We start from the raw sequence: 17,812 nt of genomic DNA on the forward strand, positions 1-17,812 counted from the left end.
AAATTACTATTGGCCCCAAGTCAAGAAGTAAAAAATGTATTAAATAAGAATTTCAAAAACCAAAAAGATGATGAGCAACTCAGAATTTGGAAGTATTTCATTTGATTTACCAAAAAACCAATCAAATGTAATCAAAGTAATAGGTGTAGGAGGAGGCGGAAGTAACGCTATTAATCACATGTTCCAACAAGGAATTAAGGGTGTGGATTTTATCGTTTGTAATACAGATTCGCAAGCATTACAAAACAGTTCTGTTCCAAACAAAATTCAGTTAGGGGTAAATTTAACAGAAGGTCTTGGTGCAGGAGCTAATCCTGATGTAGGACAACAATCTGCTATTGAAAGCATCGCTGATATCGAAAAAATGTTAGACCGTGGTACTAAAATGGTATTTATTACCGCTGGTATGGGTGGTGGAACAGGAACCGGTGCTGCTCCGGTAATTGCGCAATTGGCAAAAGAAAGAGAGATCTTGACAGTGGGTATTGTGACTATTCCTTTTCAGTTTGAAGGGAAAGTTCGTCAGGAACAAGCACTTTTAGGAATCGAAAAATTGCGTAAACAAGTAGATTCGTTAATTGTAATTAATAATAATAAGTTAAGAGAAGTGTACGGAAATCTTGGTTTTAAAGCCGGATTCTCTAAAGCGGATGAAGTTTTGGCAACAGCCTCAAGAGGTATTGCCGAAGTGATCACACACCACTATACTCAAAATATCGATTTACGTGATGCTAAAACTGTTTTGTCAAACAGTGGAACTGCCATCATGGGATCTTCTGTTGCTGCTGGCGAAAACAGAGCTAAAGAAGCTATTGTTTCAGCATTGGATTCTCCGTTATTAAATGACAACAAAATTACAGGAGCCAAAAACGTATTGTTGCTTATCGTTTCTGGATCAAACGAAATTACGCTGGATGAAATTGGAGAAATCAACGATCATATTCAGGCAGAAGCTGGTTATAATGCTAATATTATCATGGGAGTTGGTGAAGACGAAACTCTTGGTGAAGCTATTGCTGTAACTATTATTGCAACTGGTTTTGATGTTGAACAACAAAACGAAATCGTAAATACAGAACCTAAAAAAATCATTCATACACTGGAAGACGAGCAAAGAAGTGTTCATAACCTAACAAACAGATCAGTTACTTCTTTTGATTTAAATGCTGAAACACCTATTGCGAAATCAGAAGAAAAAGTTGTTTTTGATTTAATGGAAGATACAATTGCTCCGGTATTACCAACTCCGATAGCTCCGGTTGCTGTTGCTCCAACTATCAATCAGGAAGAGTTAGTGGTAATGTCTGAGTTTATTAAAAATCTTGACGTGACTTTTGAGATCGTTTCGCCAATTACAGATATTGATTTTACTATTTCAAGTCCTGAAGTGCAATCTTTTCAGGAAACAAAACAGGTTGAACAAAGAATTTTTGAAAGAGAAGAGCAGACTACCTTTTCATTCGACTTGCCTCTTTTTAGAGCAGAGCCGGAAGTAAAGAAAGAACCGGTTGTTGAGGACAATAAAATTTTATTCGAATTAACAAATGAAACCCGTAATATAAAAGTTAATGAACCGGTTTCGTTTGTTCCGGTTACAGAACTTTCTGAAAATGGTATTATCAAATATTCGTTGGAAGAATATATGGAGGTTGAAAATGATTTAATGGCATCAAAACCAGTTGAGAAAGTGATAGAAGATGTTGTTCCTGAGGAATTGAATATCACATTGAAACCACGGGTAGATTTTGCAAGCCAACCTGATTTTACAACAACTTCAGAAGTTTCTCCAATGGAATTAACAATTGAGGAAACATTACGCTTAAGAGCTGAAGAAAGAAGAAAGAAACTAAAAGAATTCAATTATAAATTTCACAACAATGTTTCCAGAATTGATGAGCTGGAAAAAGAGCCGGCTTACAAAAGATTAGGTATTGATTTGTCGAATTCACAATCAAATAATACCAATTCAAGAATTTCAGTTGGAACAGACAGCAATAACGATTTGCAATTGCGTTCAAATAATTCATTCTTACACGACAACGTAGATTAGTTTTAAAAATCATAATATTTGGATAGCCCGAAAATTGGATTTAATTTTCGGGTTATTTTTTTTATCTTCGCACAGAATTTAGAATTTGATTTCTCAATATTAGGTTTTAAAAGCAATCTTAATTAGTATTTGAATGAAATTCAAAATATTCGAATTAAAATAGATGAATTGATAGGCAGCTGCTTATTAAAATAAAAAGAAAGATGAGTTTACAAGCACAGATTATGGACGAAATAAAAACGGCCATGAAAGCAAAAGATACAGTAGCGTTAGAATCATTAAGAGCGATTAAATCTGAGTTATTATTAGCTTCAACCGCTTCAGGTTCTAAAGAAGAATTGAGTGAAGATGAAGAAATAAAACTACTTCAGAGATTGGTAAAAACACGTAAAGAAAGTGCCAGAATTTTTACCGAACAAAATCGTCCTGATTTAGCTGAGCCGGAATTGGCTCAGGTTGCAGTAATTGAGAAGTTTTTACCAGCCCAGTTAAGCGAAGAAGAAGTAGAAGCCGTAATTGCTAAAATTATTGCTGAAACAGGAGCTTCAGGAATTGCTTCAATGGGTAAAGTTATGGGATTAGCATCTGCTCAATTAGGAGGAACTGCAGAAGGAAAAACCATTTCTACAATTGTTAAAAAATTACTTTCGTAATAAATTCCAAATGGAATAACTCAAATAAAAACTCCAAATTCCAAGTTTAATATTGGAATTTAGAGTTTGAAAATTGAAATTTAAAACATTTTGATCGCGTAGTTCAACTGGATAGAATATCAGATTTCGGCTCTGAGGGTTGGGGGTTCGAACCCCTCCGCGATCACTTTAAAACCTATTTCATTACGAAATAGGTTTTTTTATGTTTTAAAAAATCTTCTTTTTAAGATTATCTTCCTCAAATAAATTAGAACCTGATTCCGGAAATAAGTTTTTTGTATTTAATGTTTTGTATTACAATAAGTTAATGTTGTATTAAAGGTTTTTTTGCTATATTTAACAGATTGATTCAGATTCTCTCAGAATAGTTAAAGGCATGCAGCTCTTCGCTCTAAAAGTCAAACGGTTTAATCTTTAAATTATATTTTATGAAAAAAGTTTACGAAACTAAAATAAGTTTTGCGGATTTAGGAGACAGAAAAATAGCTTATCGTTCCTATGGAAAAGGCAGGACGATAATTTTTATAAACCGTTTTAGGGGAACTTTAGATACCTGGGATCCTCTATTTATAAAAATGATGGCTAAAAAATTTAATGTTATAACCTTTGATTATTCAGGAATAGGTTCTTCTACCGGAAATATGTCTTCAGAAATTACACTTGTTGCCCAGGATGTAAAAGATCTTGCCAGTGCTTTAAAACTGGACACGATTGTAGTTTTAGGCTGGTCTTATGGCGGATTGGTAGCCCAGGCAGCAACTCTATTATATCCCAATTTAGTGACGCATTCAATTTTAGTAGGGACAAATCCACCGGGTAAAAATGAAGTGCCTTTTGAGCAGGTTTTTTTAGATGCAGCGTTAAAACCTATTAATGATTTTGATGACGAAGTGGTTTTATTTTTTGAACCAAAATCGGCTTTTAGTATAGCTGCTGCAAAAGCTTCTCATGAACGAATTCATAAACAGATTGATGTTTCAAAAATCCCATCAACTATGGAAGTTTTTCAGATTTATTTTAATGGAGGAGAGGGATTTAGAGAGGATATACTGAATTTTAGAGATCAGATAAAAAAAACAAAAACGCCCATTCTAATTATCTGCGGTGATCACGATGTGAGTTTTGCAGTAGAAAATTGGTATGCAGTTTTCAATCAAATGACTAATGCTCAGATGATTGTTTATAGCGGAACAGGTCATGCACCACAGCATCAATATCCTGAGCTTACTTCTAAATCTATTATCAATTTTGTAAAACACACGTATTAAGCTGATAAATTTCTAAAGTAAATCAGATTTGAAAGGAATAATGTTTTTTAGTTATTTTTTAGAAAATAAATTTTCTACCACCCAGGCAGGTCCAATTAGTAAAAATTGAAGATCTTTTAAGAAAGAAGGTTTTTTACCTTCGATATTATGTCCATAAAATTGTCCGATCCAGGCCACAACAAAGACACTAATTGAAAATATCCATAAAGGGACAAATTGTGAGATATAATAATTGGTAATTAAGCAAATACACGAAAAAAATGCAATTTTAATAGCCATAGAAACAGAAAGCCGGATATAAAAAACAAGTACAAAAAGTAGTATCGCTACAGCCCAGTTTTCGATTATGGGAACATTCAGATGAAAAGTGTTGGCTATTAAATTACTCGGAATACTCATTAATAACCCTACTATAGAAAAGTATATGGCCGGGACGCAAACATAATGTATTGCCTTGTTTTTTGGATTCTGATGGCTAACAGCGTATTCTTCAAACCATTGTTCTAATGTTCTCATTTTTCAGGGTTTAGGATTGTATCAAAGCTATTAAATATTTTTGAGTTTGTTGTAAACTTTGGCAGTGATTCTATATTTTAAAATTGTGAATATCTATTTTGCGAAAAGATGATTTTAATTGCGTTTAAATCTATCTTTGGCATCCTTAAAAAAAACAAAGATGAGCGCAATTTGGTATGAATGCAAAGTAAAATATAGAAAAACGGATGATATTGGATCACAAAAGGTTACTACAGAGCCTTATTTAGTTGATGCAATTTCTTATACAGAAGCTGAAAGCAGAATTAATGAAGAAATGAAGGCTTATGTAAGTGAAGAATTTAAAATAACCAATATAAAAGTAGCAAATTACGCAGAGATTCATCCGTTCGAAAATGCAGACCGTTGGTTTAAATCGAAAGTTTCCTTAATAGCTTTTGATGAAGAAAGCGGAAAAGAACGCAAAACTAATATGTATATACTGGTGCAGGCTAATGATGTAAAAGAAGCGTATGATAATACTGTTGCAGTTATGAAAAATACAATGGGAGATTATACTATTCCGGCAATTTCAGAGTCTGCAATTATGGATGTTTTTCCTTATTTCAGTGGTGACGAAGATGATTTTGAGCAATTAGAAAGATTCAATGCGCTTAAAGCTTCTAAACCTGAACTTGTAGCGTTAGGCGAAACAGTAGAAGATTATATTGAAGTTGAAAATGAATAGATTACTAAAAATAATTTTAAAGTAAACAAAAAAGAGAACTTAATGGTTCTCTTTTTTGTTTACTAATTTAGTAAGCACTTATTATAATGTCAGAAACCATTCTGAATTTATTTATAATCCGAATGTTTCATGGAAATGTTAAATGAATTTTATTAACCAAACTGAATCCATTTCCCCAAAATAAGGACAAAAATGGCAATTATAAGAAATGAAATCCAAAGACCAAGAAGCATTTTTTTTGTCATAACTTTTAAAATTCAATTATTCGTTAATTATTTTTTTAAAAGCATCATTTTAACTATTTCGATAAATATTTTTTTGTAAAAACGTATGAAAAATAAAAAATATCAGCCTTTAACCTTTTTTTTGATTTTATTTTTAATCTCTTCAATATTACAAATTAAATCGACAAAGCGCAAAATAAATCGACTAAAGGCTTGTTTTTTTTTATTTAATACTTTGTAGGATGTTTTAATAAGGATTATTCGATTTTTTTATTCGTTTTTTATGATATTGTCATTTTTTTTCTGTGGTAAGTACATGATGATGAGTGACTAAGAAATATATACAATTAACCCGTTGGGTGAAATTGATTAAAAAAATTGATTTGATTATAAAAAATATAAAAATAGGGAATAAAACATCATTTATAATTTAAGGAATTGATGTCATCCTGAGTAGAGTCGAAGACTTTTAAACACGAAAGGGCTTCGACTAAGTTTATCCTGAGCGAAGACGAATGTACCTAGCCTGAGATTTATTTTTAATTTTACCCAACGGGTTACAATTATTTTAAATGTATATATTTAGTTAAGACCTGAAGTAAAAGTTATTTTTGATTATAATCAAAAGCATCATCCCATAATTCATCAATTTTAATTAGGGCTTTTTCAAGAGAAATGACTTCCCATTTACCATTGGTTTCTATTCCAAGACCAATGTTTTTTAATTTTTGTAAGGCATCCTTCACATCAAAATCAAGGTTGGTGTTAAGTTTTATTTTAAACCAGGACTCTATTTGATAATCAATTTCTTCGGCTGTTAACGGATTTTTACTCTTGTGTAAAAAAGCGTATGCCAAAATAGTTTCCTTAAGCACTTCTTCTTCAGATGAATTTAAAAGCGAATAAAAGGCACCGCTGTTATTTCCCAGATTTTTAAAATACAAACTGTCTGAAAGCATTTTAGAATATCTGATTTTCTTATTTACAAAGTTATTATACTGGCGAAAGCAATAGGCAGATAAAATTCCCAATGCAATCAATCCCTGATTCAAAGAGGTTTTGCTATTTAATAAATCTATAGCTTCTCCTGTTTCGTAAGCCTCATACATATTAATCAAAGCCGGGATTACTTTTGCACTTAACAATGAAATTCCACCAAAAATTCCCGGAATCCAAAGTAAAAGTTTGTCTGTAGTAGACATTTTTGGAATCGCATTAGGAAAAATCGTTTCAAGATCGTTTTTAGGAACGCGCTTAAAGATTTTCAAAACGATTGATCCGGGGTCAACAGGTGATTTTCCTAATTTTACCTTTTTCTTTGTAAGATAATCGGCTTCATTATAATTCAGGTAAATCATAACACGGTCATAGTACTCAATTTCTATTTCTTTTTTCCAGAAAATATATTTTGTAACTTTTTCTTTTGTTTTGTGGTGACCGCGAACATACAATTCATAGTCTTTGAAGGCATTAAAATCTATTGAAAGTTTTAAGCCAATTAAATCTGAATCCTCAAAAGCTTTGTCTAATGTTTCCTTGTCGATACGGCGATAGTTGCCATGTTCTAAAACTTTTTGGAGCGTTTCTTTAAAAATCAAAAAATCACTTTTGCCAACATATCCTTCACGTTCTTTCTCGCTTAAATCCGGATCGAATAAAGCGTAGTTTTGTTTTAAATTTCGATTAAGATTAAAAGCTTCATAATGATAGTAATGTTCGATGATATCGAATAATTTTTTAAAATCGTGTGCTTTTTTCTGATCTTCTGCAAAAGCAGCTATTTGTTGATCGAGTAAGAATTCCTTGTTAAAAGGAATGTAATGTTCTCGTGTCATATTAATTTTGGGACTTTTTTCGAGTGGTATTTTTAAAACGCAAAAATACCACTCGAAATTTGATTTAGGAGTGGTATTTATATTAAAGTTTGGGTTATGATTTTAATATTCTAAAACGTCCCGGATACTTATCCCATAAACTTTTTTTATTGCCATAATAATCCATAAAATCTTCGCAAACAAAAACAGCATGGGCATTAGACCAGGCTACAACTCCGCAAAATTCGCTTCCTGAAAGACGTTTTAACTCTTGCACGTGCCTGCCTTTTTGAAATCCTAAATATTTATAAATAGTTGGAGTATGTACTTCACCATCTTCTAAGTCCTCCAGGGCTTTATCAAAAGTTTTTTGTTTGTCTATAATCTGCTTGTATTTTGCCATTACCGCATAGGTCAACTCGGCATAGTCTGTTATTTTCTTGCTGCCTTCATTGATTTTAATAAATACAAATCCGGCAGAAAATTTAGCTTTATTTAACTCATCAATTTTCAGTTTAAACGTAGCATTATTTTTTAATGTTATTTGGTATAAGCTGTCGTTTAATTTTTCAGTAAGAAAAAGATTATCTAGCCCATATATGTTTAAAGAAGCCTTAATAAAAGCAATTGATGAACAGTTTGTACGTTCTCCCTGTTTAAAACTTTCAAATATTTTATCAGAGCTCAATTGAGCGTAAGAGTCTGAAAAGACTAATGTTAAAAATAATAATATCGAAATAATAGATCGCATTGGTATTAGGTATTATAATTTGTTTTGAAGTTGGAATTGGTAAGATGTGGATTTATACAAAGCTATAAAAATCAACTAATAATTGATGTTTTTAACACCTGAAATCATTCATTTGTCTGTGAAATAAATTTTTTGAACTTAATTTTTCCTAGATAATTGATTTTCAATATGCTATTTGTTAAATCTTTTAGCATAATTTAATTGATTAAGGTTAGTTTTAAAACTATCTGAAGTATTTTACAATGTGTTATTTGTATTAAAGATTTGGTTAGTTTTACAAGAACTTTTTATAGAAAATACTAATGACAAAGTAAATTGGCAATGAACAGAGATGTACTTAAAGATATTAATGGCGAAGAACATTTTTATAAAAATATAGAAAGCTTTGACCGGCATTTAGGTCAGTTTTTTGAAGATGATGAAATTACCGTTTTTCATGAAATAGTTTCATTAGATTTTCACTTAGATGTTTTTTTAATAAATCAGGCGGATCATGATTTCAACATCTTAATTACTTCCGGAATGAGTTTGTTAAAAATGAATGTGCCTGAAGGTATCGAAAACCCTGAAAAATATCAATTTTGTGAACTGATGGTTTTATTGCCCAAAAGCATCGAATTTGATACATTATACACAGGCAAAGAAAAAAACAGCTGGATTATTTCGATGTTAAAAGAAGCAGCAAGAGTTCCTCATTATAATGAATCCTGGCTGGCTGTCGGACATAGTTTACAGGCTACAGCAGATTTTGAACCTTATGGTGAAGAAACCGAATTTTCAGGTTGTATCGTACTGCCATCGGTGACTTTTGACGAAGAATTTACAGAATTCTACAGCGAGGACAGACAAATAAATATCTACAGTTTGTTTCCGGTGTACAAAAACGAATTAGAATATAAAGTTGAAAACGGCTACAACAAATTTCTGGATCTGTTAATTGAAGCCAATACAAAAGAAATTTTGGATTTGGAGAGGGATAATTTATTAGAATGATACTGATTTTAAACAGGTTCTTAAAATAAAAAGTGAGATTAAATCGTGTTAAGGATTAAAATCTCACTAGTTGTTTCAAAAAAAAAATCATTTACAATTTCCTTACGGATAACTAAAAATTAGCGTTAAAATTATTCTTTGCAAGTATCAAACTAATTTTAATTCTGGATATACGTATAAATACCTGTTTTTGCCTTTGGCTGAAAAAAGTTTAGAATTTTAAATTATTATTTATGAGTTATCTTGTAGGAATAATTTTAAATAGAATTACAAGCTATTATTGGTTATGTTGATTTTTTATAATCTCAATTTTAATTTGTCTTTAAGGAAGATTTTCCAAAGCCATAATTTATTCCAAATAGGGTAAAAAGATTTTTGTCAATTCCAAAATTAGTACCATAAGCACCGGTAACATATAATCCGTCACTTATTTTATACTGTATTGCCCCCACCTTTCTTTCACTGTTTAAGTTACTTTTATCTGAATAATCTCTTTTTATGTACTCATAAGAAATGGATAAATCTTTGATCGAATATTCTAATTTAAAACCCAAATCAAATGCATTTTCCTTCTTAAAAACATCTAAAGAACCTTCTTTTAATACATTGTCATTTATAAATCGGGTGCACAATATAAAGGCAAGATTGTCATTGAGTTCAGCTTTATCAACACTAAAAGCATTTAGTGCAGCAGTCATCCATAAACCACTTCTGTTAAACCGCTTGTCTTTTGTTGTGTTGTCCGGAAAGGCTTCAGAATAAGCAAATGCAACATCTACCTGAAGTAAAGGAAGATCATCCAGCTCCTTTAAATAATTCTGAATCAGAGTATCTTTTTTAATGTTTTCTTCCAGCAAATCCGGAGCCTGATTTTCAAAATCATCTATCTTTTTTTGTAGAAGTGCCCTGCTTGCAATTGCGTTTTGATATTCTGTATTGATACTGTCTTTTGCAGCATTATCAGTTTCATCTTTTAGTTTTGTGTAGAGTGCTCTGATTTTATTATCAATCCTGTTTAACTCTATCTCCAGAGCATCAGCATCATTTTGATGCGGTCGTAGATCTGATATCCTTTTAGAAAAATTAGCCAAAGCATTTTTTAATTTTTGATTTTGCTTTTCGTTTCTGTAAGTAATCAGATTTGTCTTTAGGCCAAACGCAATATAGTTTGTGTTTTTAATTAAACTTCCCGAAGTAGAATCATTAAAAACCGAAGCTAAAGAAATACTCATTTTGTTAAAAATACCCGTGAATGTGTTAGATTTACCTGCTTCATCTTTTATGTTTAAATATTGAAAAACGGTAGCGTTTTTAGGTTTAAAATACCAGTATGGAGTTACTTCTAATGCAAAATTTTTAGGAATAGCTGTGCCATTATTGGTTAAACTCATAACACTTGCAGCAAATGCTTTGGGATTTGCCGGTCTGTCTATAGTGCCTGGTGCTATATCAAGAATTTGAAACCCGGGAGTGTTAAGATTTTTCAAATCTTTAAGTTCAATATTTTGGGCTTTCAGAGAAAACGTACTCCATATTACAGCTGTTATAATAAGAATATTTTTCATGGTAATTGAATTTTTGGTTGTTGAATATGAATACAATAGGAATAGATTTTATGGTTTTTTATCTATTGACTAAATTGATTCTTTTGGTTGCGATAATAGTTTCTCCACTACTGCTTTTCTTTTTTTCGGCAGAAAGCAATTCAAACGGATTTTTTTGATCTGGTTCTCCACCTTCCAGATAATAATGAATCTGTAAGTTTTCAAAACAACTTCCCCAGGCAGATTTTGGAATTTTAGTAAGTACAATATCCGTTTCAATCTTTATAGTACCTCCGTCTAATTGTGATGCAAATCCCAAACTAGTTCTGCTAATTAATCCGGCTCCATTGGTTGAAGCGCCTTTGTTAAATATACTGCCATTAATAATCAATTTTACTTCTGTCACAGCAATACCATGTGTTGAAACCGTAACAGTTATAAAAATTTCTTTCTTATTTTTTCCAATAAAGTAATTTTCAATTTCCATAATTCTAGGATTAGATTACTAATTAAATTTTGTTCAGGTGACTCGTTAGTTTTTTGACGAATTTGTACTACAAGATTACTAATAAATGACTGAACAATCGTTAGTATTTGTACGGAATTTACGATACTTAGCAACATTTTTTGAGATCTGAAAAAATATTTTAATTAGTCTTATGGGGTTTTAAATACAATTGAAGCGGTTTTTAACCCCGGGATTTAGGTTATAAACTTATTCGATGGCGTTATCCTGCCTAAAAGAAGTGGTTATTAACCCTAATTTTGCGGTTCTGAACCTGTCTATCGAGGTGTCAGACCTCAATAGAATAGCTCTGAACCCGAACGATGCGCCTTAAGACCCCAAGCGACTAGCTTTTAACCGAAATGGAGAGGTTTTTGAATGTAAAACAATAAAAAACCTCCCGAAATTGTTTCTCGGGAGGTTCTTATTAATGGTTTAAATTTCTGATTTTTCTGCTTTTTTGGCAGCTGAGTTTTTTGAAAAGAACTGCGACAATTCGGCTGCTTTTACCTCATAACCTGTTGCTTTAGTTCCGGCCTTGTATTTGGTGTAATCGTATTCGATTAAGGCTGTCTGATAGCAATCATAATCATGCAGGATTTTATTGTTTTTTAAACTTTGCGTCATACTTTCTAAACGGGCGATAGTAGTTTGAAGAAATTCGCGCGAATCGATATCATTTTGAAACTCAGTCCAGTCAACATCAGGGCTGCTCAAACCGGGCTGATTGGTTCTAAAGTCTTTAACCTTATTAATAAAGAGTTTATTTTGTTCGTTTACGCTTCCATACTTAGTGCGCTCCTCAGCCGAAAGGTTTTTAAATTTTGCAAGCAGTGCATTTTCAATAGTAGTTAAACTTGCTGCAACAGCGGTTTTCTCAGCAGCGGTGTAATGTAATCCGTTTAGGTTTTCTAATGGCATAATTTAGTTTTTAACGTTTAAAATTATTTTTAAACAGGATAAAAGTAAATTATTATTTTGTAGGAATTAGTCACTGAAATTAGTGATTTTTTGGTATGAATAATTGTTCTTGAGATGATTGATAATTTAAAAAAAATCTACGTAAAAACAGAATATATTTTACGCAGATTTATAAGTTACATCTTAATATTTGTTGGAATCAATAATTATTTTTTAAGATATTTAACGTTATTTCTTATCCCTTTGGTAAGGTTATATGTTAAGGAAACAAAAGGTCCAAATTTATATGCAGTGTTGGTAAAACTGCTTATTTCATTGGTGTTTGTAACAGGTGTGCCCTCTGTCAAACTACTTTTAAGTTCTTCCACACCTTTCACTGTTATTCCTCCAGTAATACATAATCTATTCTCTCTCCCTAGCGTAATACTTGGACCAAAATAAAAGTTATTTATCTGAACTTTTCCTTCATTTGCACTAAGTCCCAAACCTGCGCTAATACCAAAGGAAGCTAAATTGTTGCTTCTAAAACCGGCTGTAAAAATTCCAACAAAAGAGGGAACCCATAAGTTTTTTTGTTTTAATGTAATTACATCAATACCTTTATCATTTGGTGCTATTTCATATTGTGCTGCATCATCAAAATAACTTATAGCAAAACCTACCCCTGCATCAAATCGCATTCCTCCTTTTGTGTATTCTTTGTATGAAAATTCTCTATTGTCATTATGATCTGGCTTGTCCTGATTGTGCTTTTTAATTTTTACATCAAAAATCACTATATCTTTTACAGGCTGTATCGGTTTTGAAACATAGGTATAAACCTCAGGGCTTTGTAATAGTTCCAAAGCTCTGTCCATTTCATGTATAAGGGCTGGTACATCTGCTTTTTTAATTTCTTCATTCCAATTATCAGCCAATAGTTTCATGTTTTTACTAGGGTCTAAAAATTTACTTTGACCTCCAAAATCTAAATTAAAGATTTTTTCATTATGATTTAGTATATAAAACTCATGTCCCAATTGTATATAAGTTCCTAGAAAATCCTTATACTCTGTCCGGAGTTCCGGAAACATAGATTTTAATTTAGCTGCTTTTTCTGCTGTAATTGTTTTTGCTAATAATGGATTGCTCATGTCAAGACGTACTTCATTGTAGCAATCATTTACTTTTAGGATTTTAAAATAGATTTCTTTTAGCTTATAAAAACTTGTAGTAAGTGCAGTGTAATCTAATTCTAACTGTTGATAATTTGCATCAATGATTTTTAATTTTTTTCTTGTTTCCTCTAGTTTTTGTGAATCTTGATTATTTATTGAATTATTATCTCCAATTTTTTGTTCTATTATGGCTAAACTCTTTTGTAGATTTTCTTTTTCTTTTTTAAGAATGTCTACTTTTTCACTGCTTAAGCCTGAATCATTTTTGTTAATTTCTAAATCAATTGTATTTATTTTTGTTGTTGTTTCTGTTTTTTTTTGTTCTAGTTCTAATTTTGCTATTTTATTATCTGCAATTTTTTGTTCCAATTGATTAATTCCCAAATTCATATTATATGAAATATCATTCATATTTTTTATCATTGTTGTTTTGTTTGTATTGTCTGGTAGGATGTTTTTTACATCATTATCGTCTAACTTTTTAATTTCTGTACTTGCTGTGACTTTAGCTTCTTCTTTTTCTTTCGCAGCGTTTGCTGTTGGTAAAGCATTCTCTTTAAGAAATTCCAAAACTCCATCTTCCCAGCCAGTATCTGCCAAAACTGAATCTCGTGGAGTTACCTTTACATCATAAGCAAGACGATTAATGTTTACAATTTTGAAAACTACAGGTGTGTTAACTTTTAAGTTTAAGAGATTACGATTATAAACGCCATTTTTAAAATCGTATTCAATAACATAAGTGTTTGTTTCTTCAGGTTTTACACTTCGATTTACTCGACCTCTAATAGAAGTATTTTTTTCGTTTTTTAAATCCTTATCGTGATAGTCTTTTTCTACACTTGTATGTCTTTCTTTTTCCTGTCCCCAACAATTAATTGCAAAAGAGAAGAAAAATGTCGTAAGTAATATTTTTTTCATAATAGATTAGTTTTTGATTAATAAATTAGGCTTAAGCAATATTAACATTTGTTTAAGTATTATTAATAGGTATTTATACGGTTTTTTATTACAAAATACAGTTTTTTTGGATTTAATTGTTTGTTTTTTAGATATATATGTTTTTTGTTTTAAAAGAAAATCTAAGACATGATTCATGAAATGTTTTATGGAGAATTTACAGTCTTTGATATGGGTATCACAACAATCAAAAATTATCTCATTTTCCAATCCTCAAATTTCCTAATTTTACGCTCCTATGAAAAAAGCATTCCAACTCTTCGATTTTACTCAAAAAGTCAATTACAAAAACGAAATTTTAGCAGGTTTAACCGTAGCCATGACCATGATTCCGGAATCGTTGTCGTTTGCTATTTTGGCAGGATTTCCGCCTTTGGTGGGTTTGTATGCGGCTTTTATTGCGGGTTTGGTAACAGCTGTTTTTGGTGGAAGACCCGGAATGATTTCCGGTGGGGCAGGAGCAACCGTAATTGTTTTAATTGCTTTGATGAAATCGCACGGAATAGAATATGTTTTTGCAGCCGTAGCACTTGGAGGAATTGTACAAATTTGCATCGGACTTTTTAAACTTGGAAAATTTATTAGGCTGGTGCCGCAGCCTGTTATGTTTGGGTTTGTAAACGGTTTGGCGGTAGTGATTTTTATGTCGCAATTAGAACAGTTTAAAACCATGGTAGACGGTCAGGTTTTGTGGCTGCAGGGAACGCCTTTGTATATCATGCTTGGATTAGTTGCTTTAACCATTGCAATTGTTTTAGTTTTTCCGAAGATTACAAAAGCAGTTCCGGCTTCTTTGGTTGCCATTATTGTCGTTTTTGCTTTGGTAATTGTTTTTAATATCGAAACTAAAACTGTTGAAGATATTGCTTCAGTTCAGGGCGGATTTCCTCCGTTTCATATTCCTAATATTCCTTTTTCATTTGAAACCTTAAAAGTGATATTCCCGTATTCAGTAATTGTAGCGGCTGTTGGTTTGACAGAAGGTTTGCTTACGCTGAATTTAGTCGACGAAATTACCGGAACACGCGGAAACAGTAATAGAGAATGTATCGCACAAGGGAGTTCAAATATTCTAAACGGCTTTTTTTACGGAATGGGTGGCTGTGCTATGATTGCACAAACTCTGGTAAATCTGGGTGCAGGTTCAAGAGCAAGACTATCCGGAATTATTGCGGCTTTAACCATTTTAGTAATTATCCTTTTTGGAGCACCTGTAATCGGGAAATTGCCAATGGCCGCTTTGGTAGGCGTAATGATGATGGTGGCAATTACCACTTTTGAATGGGCGAGTTTCAGAATCATTAATAAAATGCCAAAACATGATATTTTCGTTGGAATTTTAGTTGCTTTGGTTACAATTGTTTTGCACAATTTGGCTCTGGCAGTTTTAATTGGGGTAATTATTTCGGCTTTGGTTTTTGCCTGGGAAAGCGCCAAAAGAATTCGTGCAAGACATTATATAGATGAAAATGGCGTAAAACATTATGAAATTTACGGGCCATTATTTTTTGGATCTGTGACAGCTTTTATAGAGAAATTTGATGTTCAAAACGATCCTGATCACGTTATAATTGATTTTAAAGAAAGCAGGGTTTCTGATATGTCGGCAATTGAAGCTTTAAATAATCTGACAAAAAAATACAATCAGCTCAACAAAACCATCGAACTACAGCATCTAAGTCCGGATTGCAGAGAATTACTCAAAAATGCCGAAGCAGTTATTAAAGTGAATGTGATTGAAGATCCTACTTATAAGGTGGTTAGTTAATTAGAGAATGTGACAATTAGAAAATTTATAGATAGTGAAGAATCATGATCTAATTATAATACATTTTCTAATTGTCACATTCTTTAATTGGGTAATTTGTAAACAGTTTTCCCTTCTTTAATAGTTTCTAAAACCTGAATATCGATGATTTTTTTGGGTGTAACTTTTAATGGGTTTTTATCCAAAATAACAAAATCGGCTAGTTTTCCTTCTTTAAGTGAACCTTTAGAATTTTCTTCAAAATATTGATATGCAGCCCAACTGGTTATAGATCGCAAAGCATCATAAGTGCTAATTCTTTCTTCCGGGCCAATAACATCTCCCGATCTACTAATTCTATTCACCACCGAATATAATATCATAATACTATTGGGTAATGCAACTGGAGCATCATGATGTTGGGTAAAAAGCATTCCTTTTTTTAGTGCTGTGGCCGCTGGCGAAATACGATAAGCTCTTTCTTTTCCTAAAGTTTCATCTCTGTGCCAATCGCCCCAATAATAAGTATGCATTCCAAAAAAGGAAGGTATAATACCTAATACTTTCATGCTGTCTAATTGATCAAAACGAGCCGTTTGTGCGTGTATGACAACAGATCTTCGGTCTTTTTTGCCATACAATTTTTTGGCGTGTTGTACAGCTGTAATATATTCATCAACTGCAGCATCTCCATTACAGTGTGCCAAAATTTGCCAGTTATTTGCATAAGCCGAATCTACCAGGGCTATTGCATCACTTTTATTTGGAAATGCAGGATAGCCCAAATAGGTATTAGGTTTTCCTGGAGGCGGTACTTTGTATGGTTTTGTTAGCCAAGCTGTTTTGCCTTGTGGTGAACCGTCTAACGAAAGTTTTACACCTGCAATTCTAAAATGATTTTTATACTCTTTCTGAACCCCGTGAGTTTTCATATAATCCATCTGAGTTTGAATGTCTGGATAAGCAGCAATATCTATAGAAAGTTTACCTTCGTTGGCTAATTTCGACCAGGTGTTGCAGGCGTCACTGCTGGCTCTGCCTTCTTGTGCAGTTGTAAATCCAAATTTGGTGTAAGCAGCAATACCAGCTGCGGCTATTTTTTCGTTTGCAACCGTATCCAGCGTTCCCATTATTTTAAATAACGGAATAAACATTGCCATTTCTTCTAAAACGCCATTTGGTTCTTGTGAGTTTTCTTTTCTTCGGATGGCACCACCAGCAGGATCTTTTGTAGCAGCAGAATAACCAGCCAATTCTAATGCTTTATGGTTCATAACAGCCAAATGACCAGATTGATGAATTATTAAAACAGGAACCGTATTAGAAACTTTGTCTAGATCATCTGCCGTAGGAGGAAGTTTTTCTTTTAGTTGAGCATCGTCATATCCAAAACCTATTATCCTGCCATATTTTCCAACGGTTTTCGAATTTTTTGTTTTCCATTCATTCAATAAAGAAATTATGGTTGGAATATCATTTGCAGTTCCGTCTGGCGCAGGTAATAAATTGGCTGATACAGCTTGAAAACCTGCATTCCAAACATGGCCATGAGCATCAATAAATCCAGGAAGTAGTGTTTTTCCTTTCAAATCATTTATAGTAGTCTCATTGCTTTGAAATTTTTCGGCTTCAGCCATTTTTCCAACAAAAAATATTTTTCCCTTTTTTACAGCTATAGCTTCTGCGTAAATTGGCTTTTCGCCTTCCATGGTTATGATATCACCTCCATAAAAAATGGCATCTGCCGGATTAGAAACTTCTTTTTTACAACTTATAAAAACGAGTAAAAGCAATAGTGAGAATAATTTTTTCATCGTGTAGTATTTAGTGAATGAATCAAAAGGCTTCTGAATATTTACTAAAGTTAAAAAATATAATAAGCAAAGGCTTTATTTTGAGATAATTAATTCAATTAAGAAATGTGAAAATTAGTTAATGGATACAAATTATCTTATTTTCAAATAATCCAGTAATCTAAAAATCCAATTATCTAATTTTCTAAT

Annotated in this window: 14 protein-coding genes and 1 tRNA gene; 7 read left to right on the plus strand and 8 right to left on the minus strand. The window is 32.2% G+C overall.

Annotated elements, in window-relative coordinates:
* The first annotated feature begins 67 nt into the window (after nucleotides 1-67).
* The 4 genes from ftsZ (at nucleotide 68) to FLV_RS00755 (ending at nucleotide 3,971) form a co-directional block, all read left to right on the plus strand.
* Nucleotides 68-2,050, plus strand: coding sequence for a cell division protein FtsZ (ftsZ, locus tag FLV_RS00740; protein WP_243230086.1), 1,983 nt, complete (start codon nucleotides 68-70; stop codon nucleotides 2,048-2,050).
* A gap of 203 nt (nucleotides 2,051-2,253) precedes the next feature.
* Nucleotides 2,254-2,703: a GatB/YqeY domain-containing protein gene (locus tag FLV_RS00745; RefSeq protein ID WP_243230087.1), complete on the plus strand. Its 450-nt coding sequence runs from the start codon at nucleotides 2,254-2,256 to the stop codon at nucleotides 2,701-2,703.
* A gap of 92 nt (nucleotides 2,704-2,795) precedes the next feature.
* Nucleotides 2,796-2,869, plus strand: a tRNA-Arg gene (locus FLV_RS00750).
* Between the two features lie 262 nt (nucleotides 2,870-3,131).
* Nucleotides 3,132-3,971 carry an alpha/beta fold hydrolase gene (locus FLV_RS00755; protein ID WP_243230088.1) on the plus strand — a complete coding sequence of 280 codons (840 nt, stop codon included), beginning with the start codon at nucleotides 3,132-3,134 and terminating at the stop codon, nucleotides 3,969-3,971.
* Between the two features lie 51 nt (nucleotides 3,972-4,022).
* Here FLV_RS00755 and FLV_RS00760 read toward each other — a convergent pair whose 3' ends face one another.
* Nucleotides 4,023-4,487 (minus strand): DUF962 domain-containing protein, encoded by a 465-nt coding sequence (locus FLV_RS00760; protein ID WP_243230089.1) that lies wholly within the window; start codon nucleotides 4,485-4,487, stop codon nucleotides 4,023-4,025.
* A gap of 160 nt (nucleotides 4,488-4,647) precedes the next feature.
* On the opposite strand from FLV_RS00760, the gene FLV_RS00765 reads away from it, so the two are divergent.
* The gene (locus FLV_RS00765; protein ID WP_243230091.1) at nucleotides 4,648-5,193 is read left to right on the plus strand and encodes a DUF4494 domain-containing protein; all 546 of its coding nucleotides are present in this window, start codon (nucleotides 4,648-4,650) and stop codon (nucleotides 5,191-5,193) included.
* An 829-nt stretch (nucleotides 5,194-6,022) separates the two neighbouring features.
* On the opposite strand, the gene FLV_RS00770 is transcribed toward FLV_RS00765, so the two are convergent.
* Together FLV_RS00770 and FLV_RS00775 are read right to left on the minus strand one after the other, a co-directional pair.
* Nucleotides 6,023-7,252 (minus strand): TMEM143 family protein, encoded by a 1,230-nt coding sequence (locus FLV_RS00770; RefSeq protein WP_243230093.1) that lies wholly within the window; start codon nucleotides 7,250-7,252, stop codon nucleotides 6,023-6,025.
* A 94-nt stretch (nucleotides 7,253-7,346) separates the two neighbouring features.
* Complete coding sequence (locus FLV_RS00775) at nucleotides 7,347-7,982, minus strand: hypothetical protein (protein WP_243230094.1); 636 nt, start codon at nucleotides 7,980-7,982, stop codon at nucleotides 7,347-7,349.
* Between the two features lie 321 nt (nucleotides 7,983-8,303).
* On the opposite strand from FLV_RS00775, the gene FLV_RS00780 reads away from it, so the two are divergent.
* Nucleotides 8,304-8,975 carry a suppressor of fused domain protein gene (locus tag FLV_RS00780; protein WP_243230095.1) on the plus strand — a complete coding sequence of 224 codons (672 nt, stop codon included), beginning with the start codon at nucleotides 8,304-8,306 and terminating at the stop codon, nucleotides 8,973-8,975.
* A gap of 311 nt (nucleotides 8,976-9,286) precedes the next feature.
* Here FLV_RS00780 and FLV_RS00785 read toward each other — a convergent pair whose 3' ends face one another.
* From FLV_RS00785 to FLV_RS00800, 4 genes are all read right to left on the minus strand, one after another.
* Nucleotides 9,287-10,540: a hypothetical protein gene (locus tag FLV_RS00785; protein ID WP_243230097.1), complete on the minus strand. Its 1,254-nt coding sequence runs from the start codon at nucleotides 10,538-10,540 to the stop codon at nucleotides 9,287-9,289.
* A 58-nt stretch (nucleotides 10,541-10,598) separates the two neighbouring features.
* The gene (locus FLV_RS00790; protein ID WP_243230099.1) at nucleotides 10,599-11,006 is read right to left on the minus strand and encodes a hypothetical protein; all 408 of its coding nucleotides are present in this window, start codon (nucleotides 11,004-11,006) and stop codon (nucleotides 10,599-10,601) included.
* Nucleotides 11,007-11,459: 453 nt separating this feature from the next.
* Entirely contained in the window at nucleotides 11,460-11,945 is a 486-nt protein-coding gene (locus FLV_RS00795) for a hypothetical protein (protein ID WP_243230101.1), read from the minus strand.
* 206 nt (nucleotides 11,946-12,151) lie between these two features.
* Nucleotides 12,152-14,023 (minus strand): hypothetical protein, encoded by a 1,872-nt coding sequence (locus tag FLV_RS00800; protein ID WP_243230103.1) that lies wholly within the window; start codon nucleotides 14,021-14,023, stop codon nucleotides 12,152-12,154.
* A gap of 277 nt (nucleotides 14,024-14,300) precedes the next feature.
* On the opposite strand from FLV_RS00800, the gene FLV_RS00805 reads away from it, so the two are divergent.
* On the plus strand, nucleotides 14,301-15,830 hold the full coding sequence (locus FLV_RS00805) for a SulP family inorganic anion transporter (protein ID WP_243230104.1): 1,530 nt from the start codon (nucleotides 14,301-14,303) through the stop codon (nucleotides 15,828-15,830).
* An 83-nt stretch (nucleotides 15,831-15,913) separates the two neighbouring features.
* Here the strand turns inward: FLV_RS00805 and FLV_RS00810 are convergent, their stop codons facing one another.
* Nucleotides 15,914-17,623, minus strand: coding sequence for an amidohydrolase (locus tag FLV_RS00810; protein WP_243230105.1), 1,710 nt, complete (start codon nucleotides 17,621-17,623; stop codon nucleotides 15,914-15,916).
* Between the last annotated feature and the right edge of the window lie 189 nt (nucleotides 17,624-17,812).

The sequence above is a fragment of the Flavobacterium pectinovorum genome (assembly GCF_022802975.1).
Lineage (GTDB): Bacteria > Bacteroidota > Bacteroidia > Flavobacteriales > Flavobacteriaceae > Flavobacterium > Flavobacterium pectinovorum_B.

What these genes read in the sequence shown, in the direction of transcription:
- ftsZ (WP_243230086.1), top strand. Translation starts at nt 68, where the DNA reads ATGATGAGCAACTCAGAATTTGGAAGTATTTCATTTGATTTACCAAAA.
- FLV_RS00745 (WP_243230087.1), top strand. Translation starts at nt 2,254, where the DNA reads ATGAGTTTACAAGCACAGATTATGGACGAAATAAAAACGGCCATGAAA.
- FLV_RS00755 (WP_243230088.1), top strand. Translation starts at nt 3,132, where the DNA reads ATGAAAAAAGTTTACGAAACTAAAATAAGTTTTGCGGATTTAGGAGAC.
- FLV_RS00760 (WP_243230089.1), bottom strand. Translation starts at nt 4,487, where the DNA reads ATGAGAACATTAGAACAATGGTTTGAAGAATACGCTGTTAGCCATCAG.
- FLV_RS00765 (WP_243230091.1), top strand. Translation starts at nt 4,648, where the DNA reads ATGAGCGCAATTTGGTATGAATGCAAAGTAAAATATAGAAAAACGGAT.
- FLV_RS00770 (WP_243230093.1), bottom strand. Translation starts at nt 7,252, where the DNA reads ATGACACGAGAACATTACATTCCTTTTAACAAGGAATTCTTACTCGAT.
- FLV_RS00775 (WP_243230094.1), bottom strand. Translation starts at nt 7,982, where the DNA reads ATGCGATCTATTATTTCGATATTATTATTTTTAACATTAGTCTTTTCA.
- FLV_RS00780 (WP_243230095.1), top strand. Translation starts at nt 8,304, where the DNA reads ATGAACAGAGATGTACTTAAAGATATTAATGGCGAAGAACATTTTTAT.
- FLV_RS00785 (WP_243230097.1), bottom strand. Translation starts at nt 10,540, where the DNA reads ATGAAAAATATTCTTATTATAACAGCTGTAATATGGAGTACGTTTTCT.
- FLV_RS00790 (WP_243230099.1), bottom strand. Translation starts at nt 11,006, where the DNA reads ATGGAAATTGAAAATTACTTTATTGGAAAAAATAAGAAAGAAATTTTT.
- FLV_RS00795 (WP_243230101.1), bottom strand. Translation starts at nt 11,945, where the DNA reads ATGCCATTAGAAAACCTAAACGGATTACATTACACCGCTGCTGAGAAA.
- FLV_RS00800 (WP_243230103.1), bottom strand. Translation starts at nt 14,023, where the DNA reads ATGAAAAAAATATTACTTACGACATTTTTCTTCTCTTTTGCAATTAAT.
- FLV_RS00805 (WP_243230104.1), top strand. Translation starts at nt 14,301, where the DNA reads ATGAAAAAAGCATTCCAACTCTTCGATTTTACTCAAAAAGTCAATTAC.
- FLV_RS00810 (WP_243230105.1), bottom strand. Translation starts at nt 17,623, where the DNA reads ATGAAAAAATTATTCTCACTATTGCTTTTACTCGTTTTTATAAGTTGT.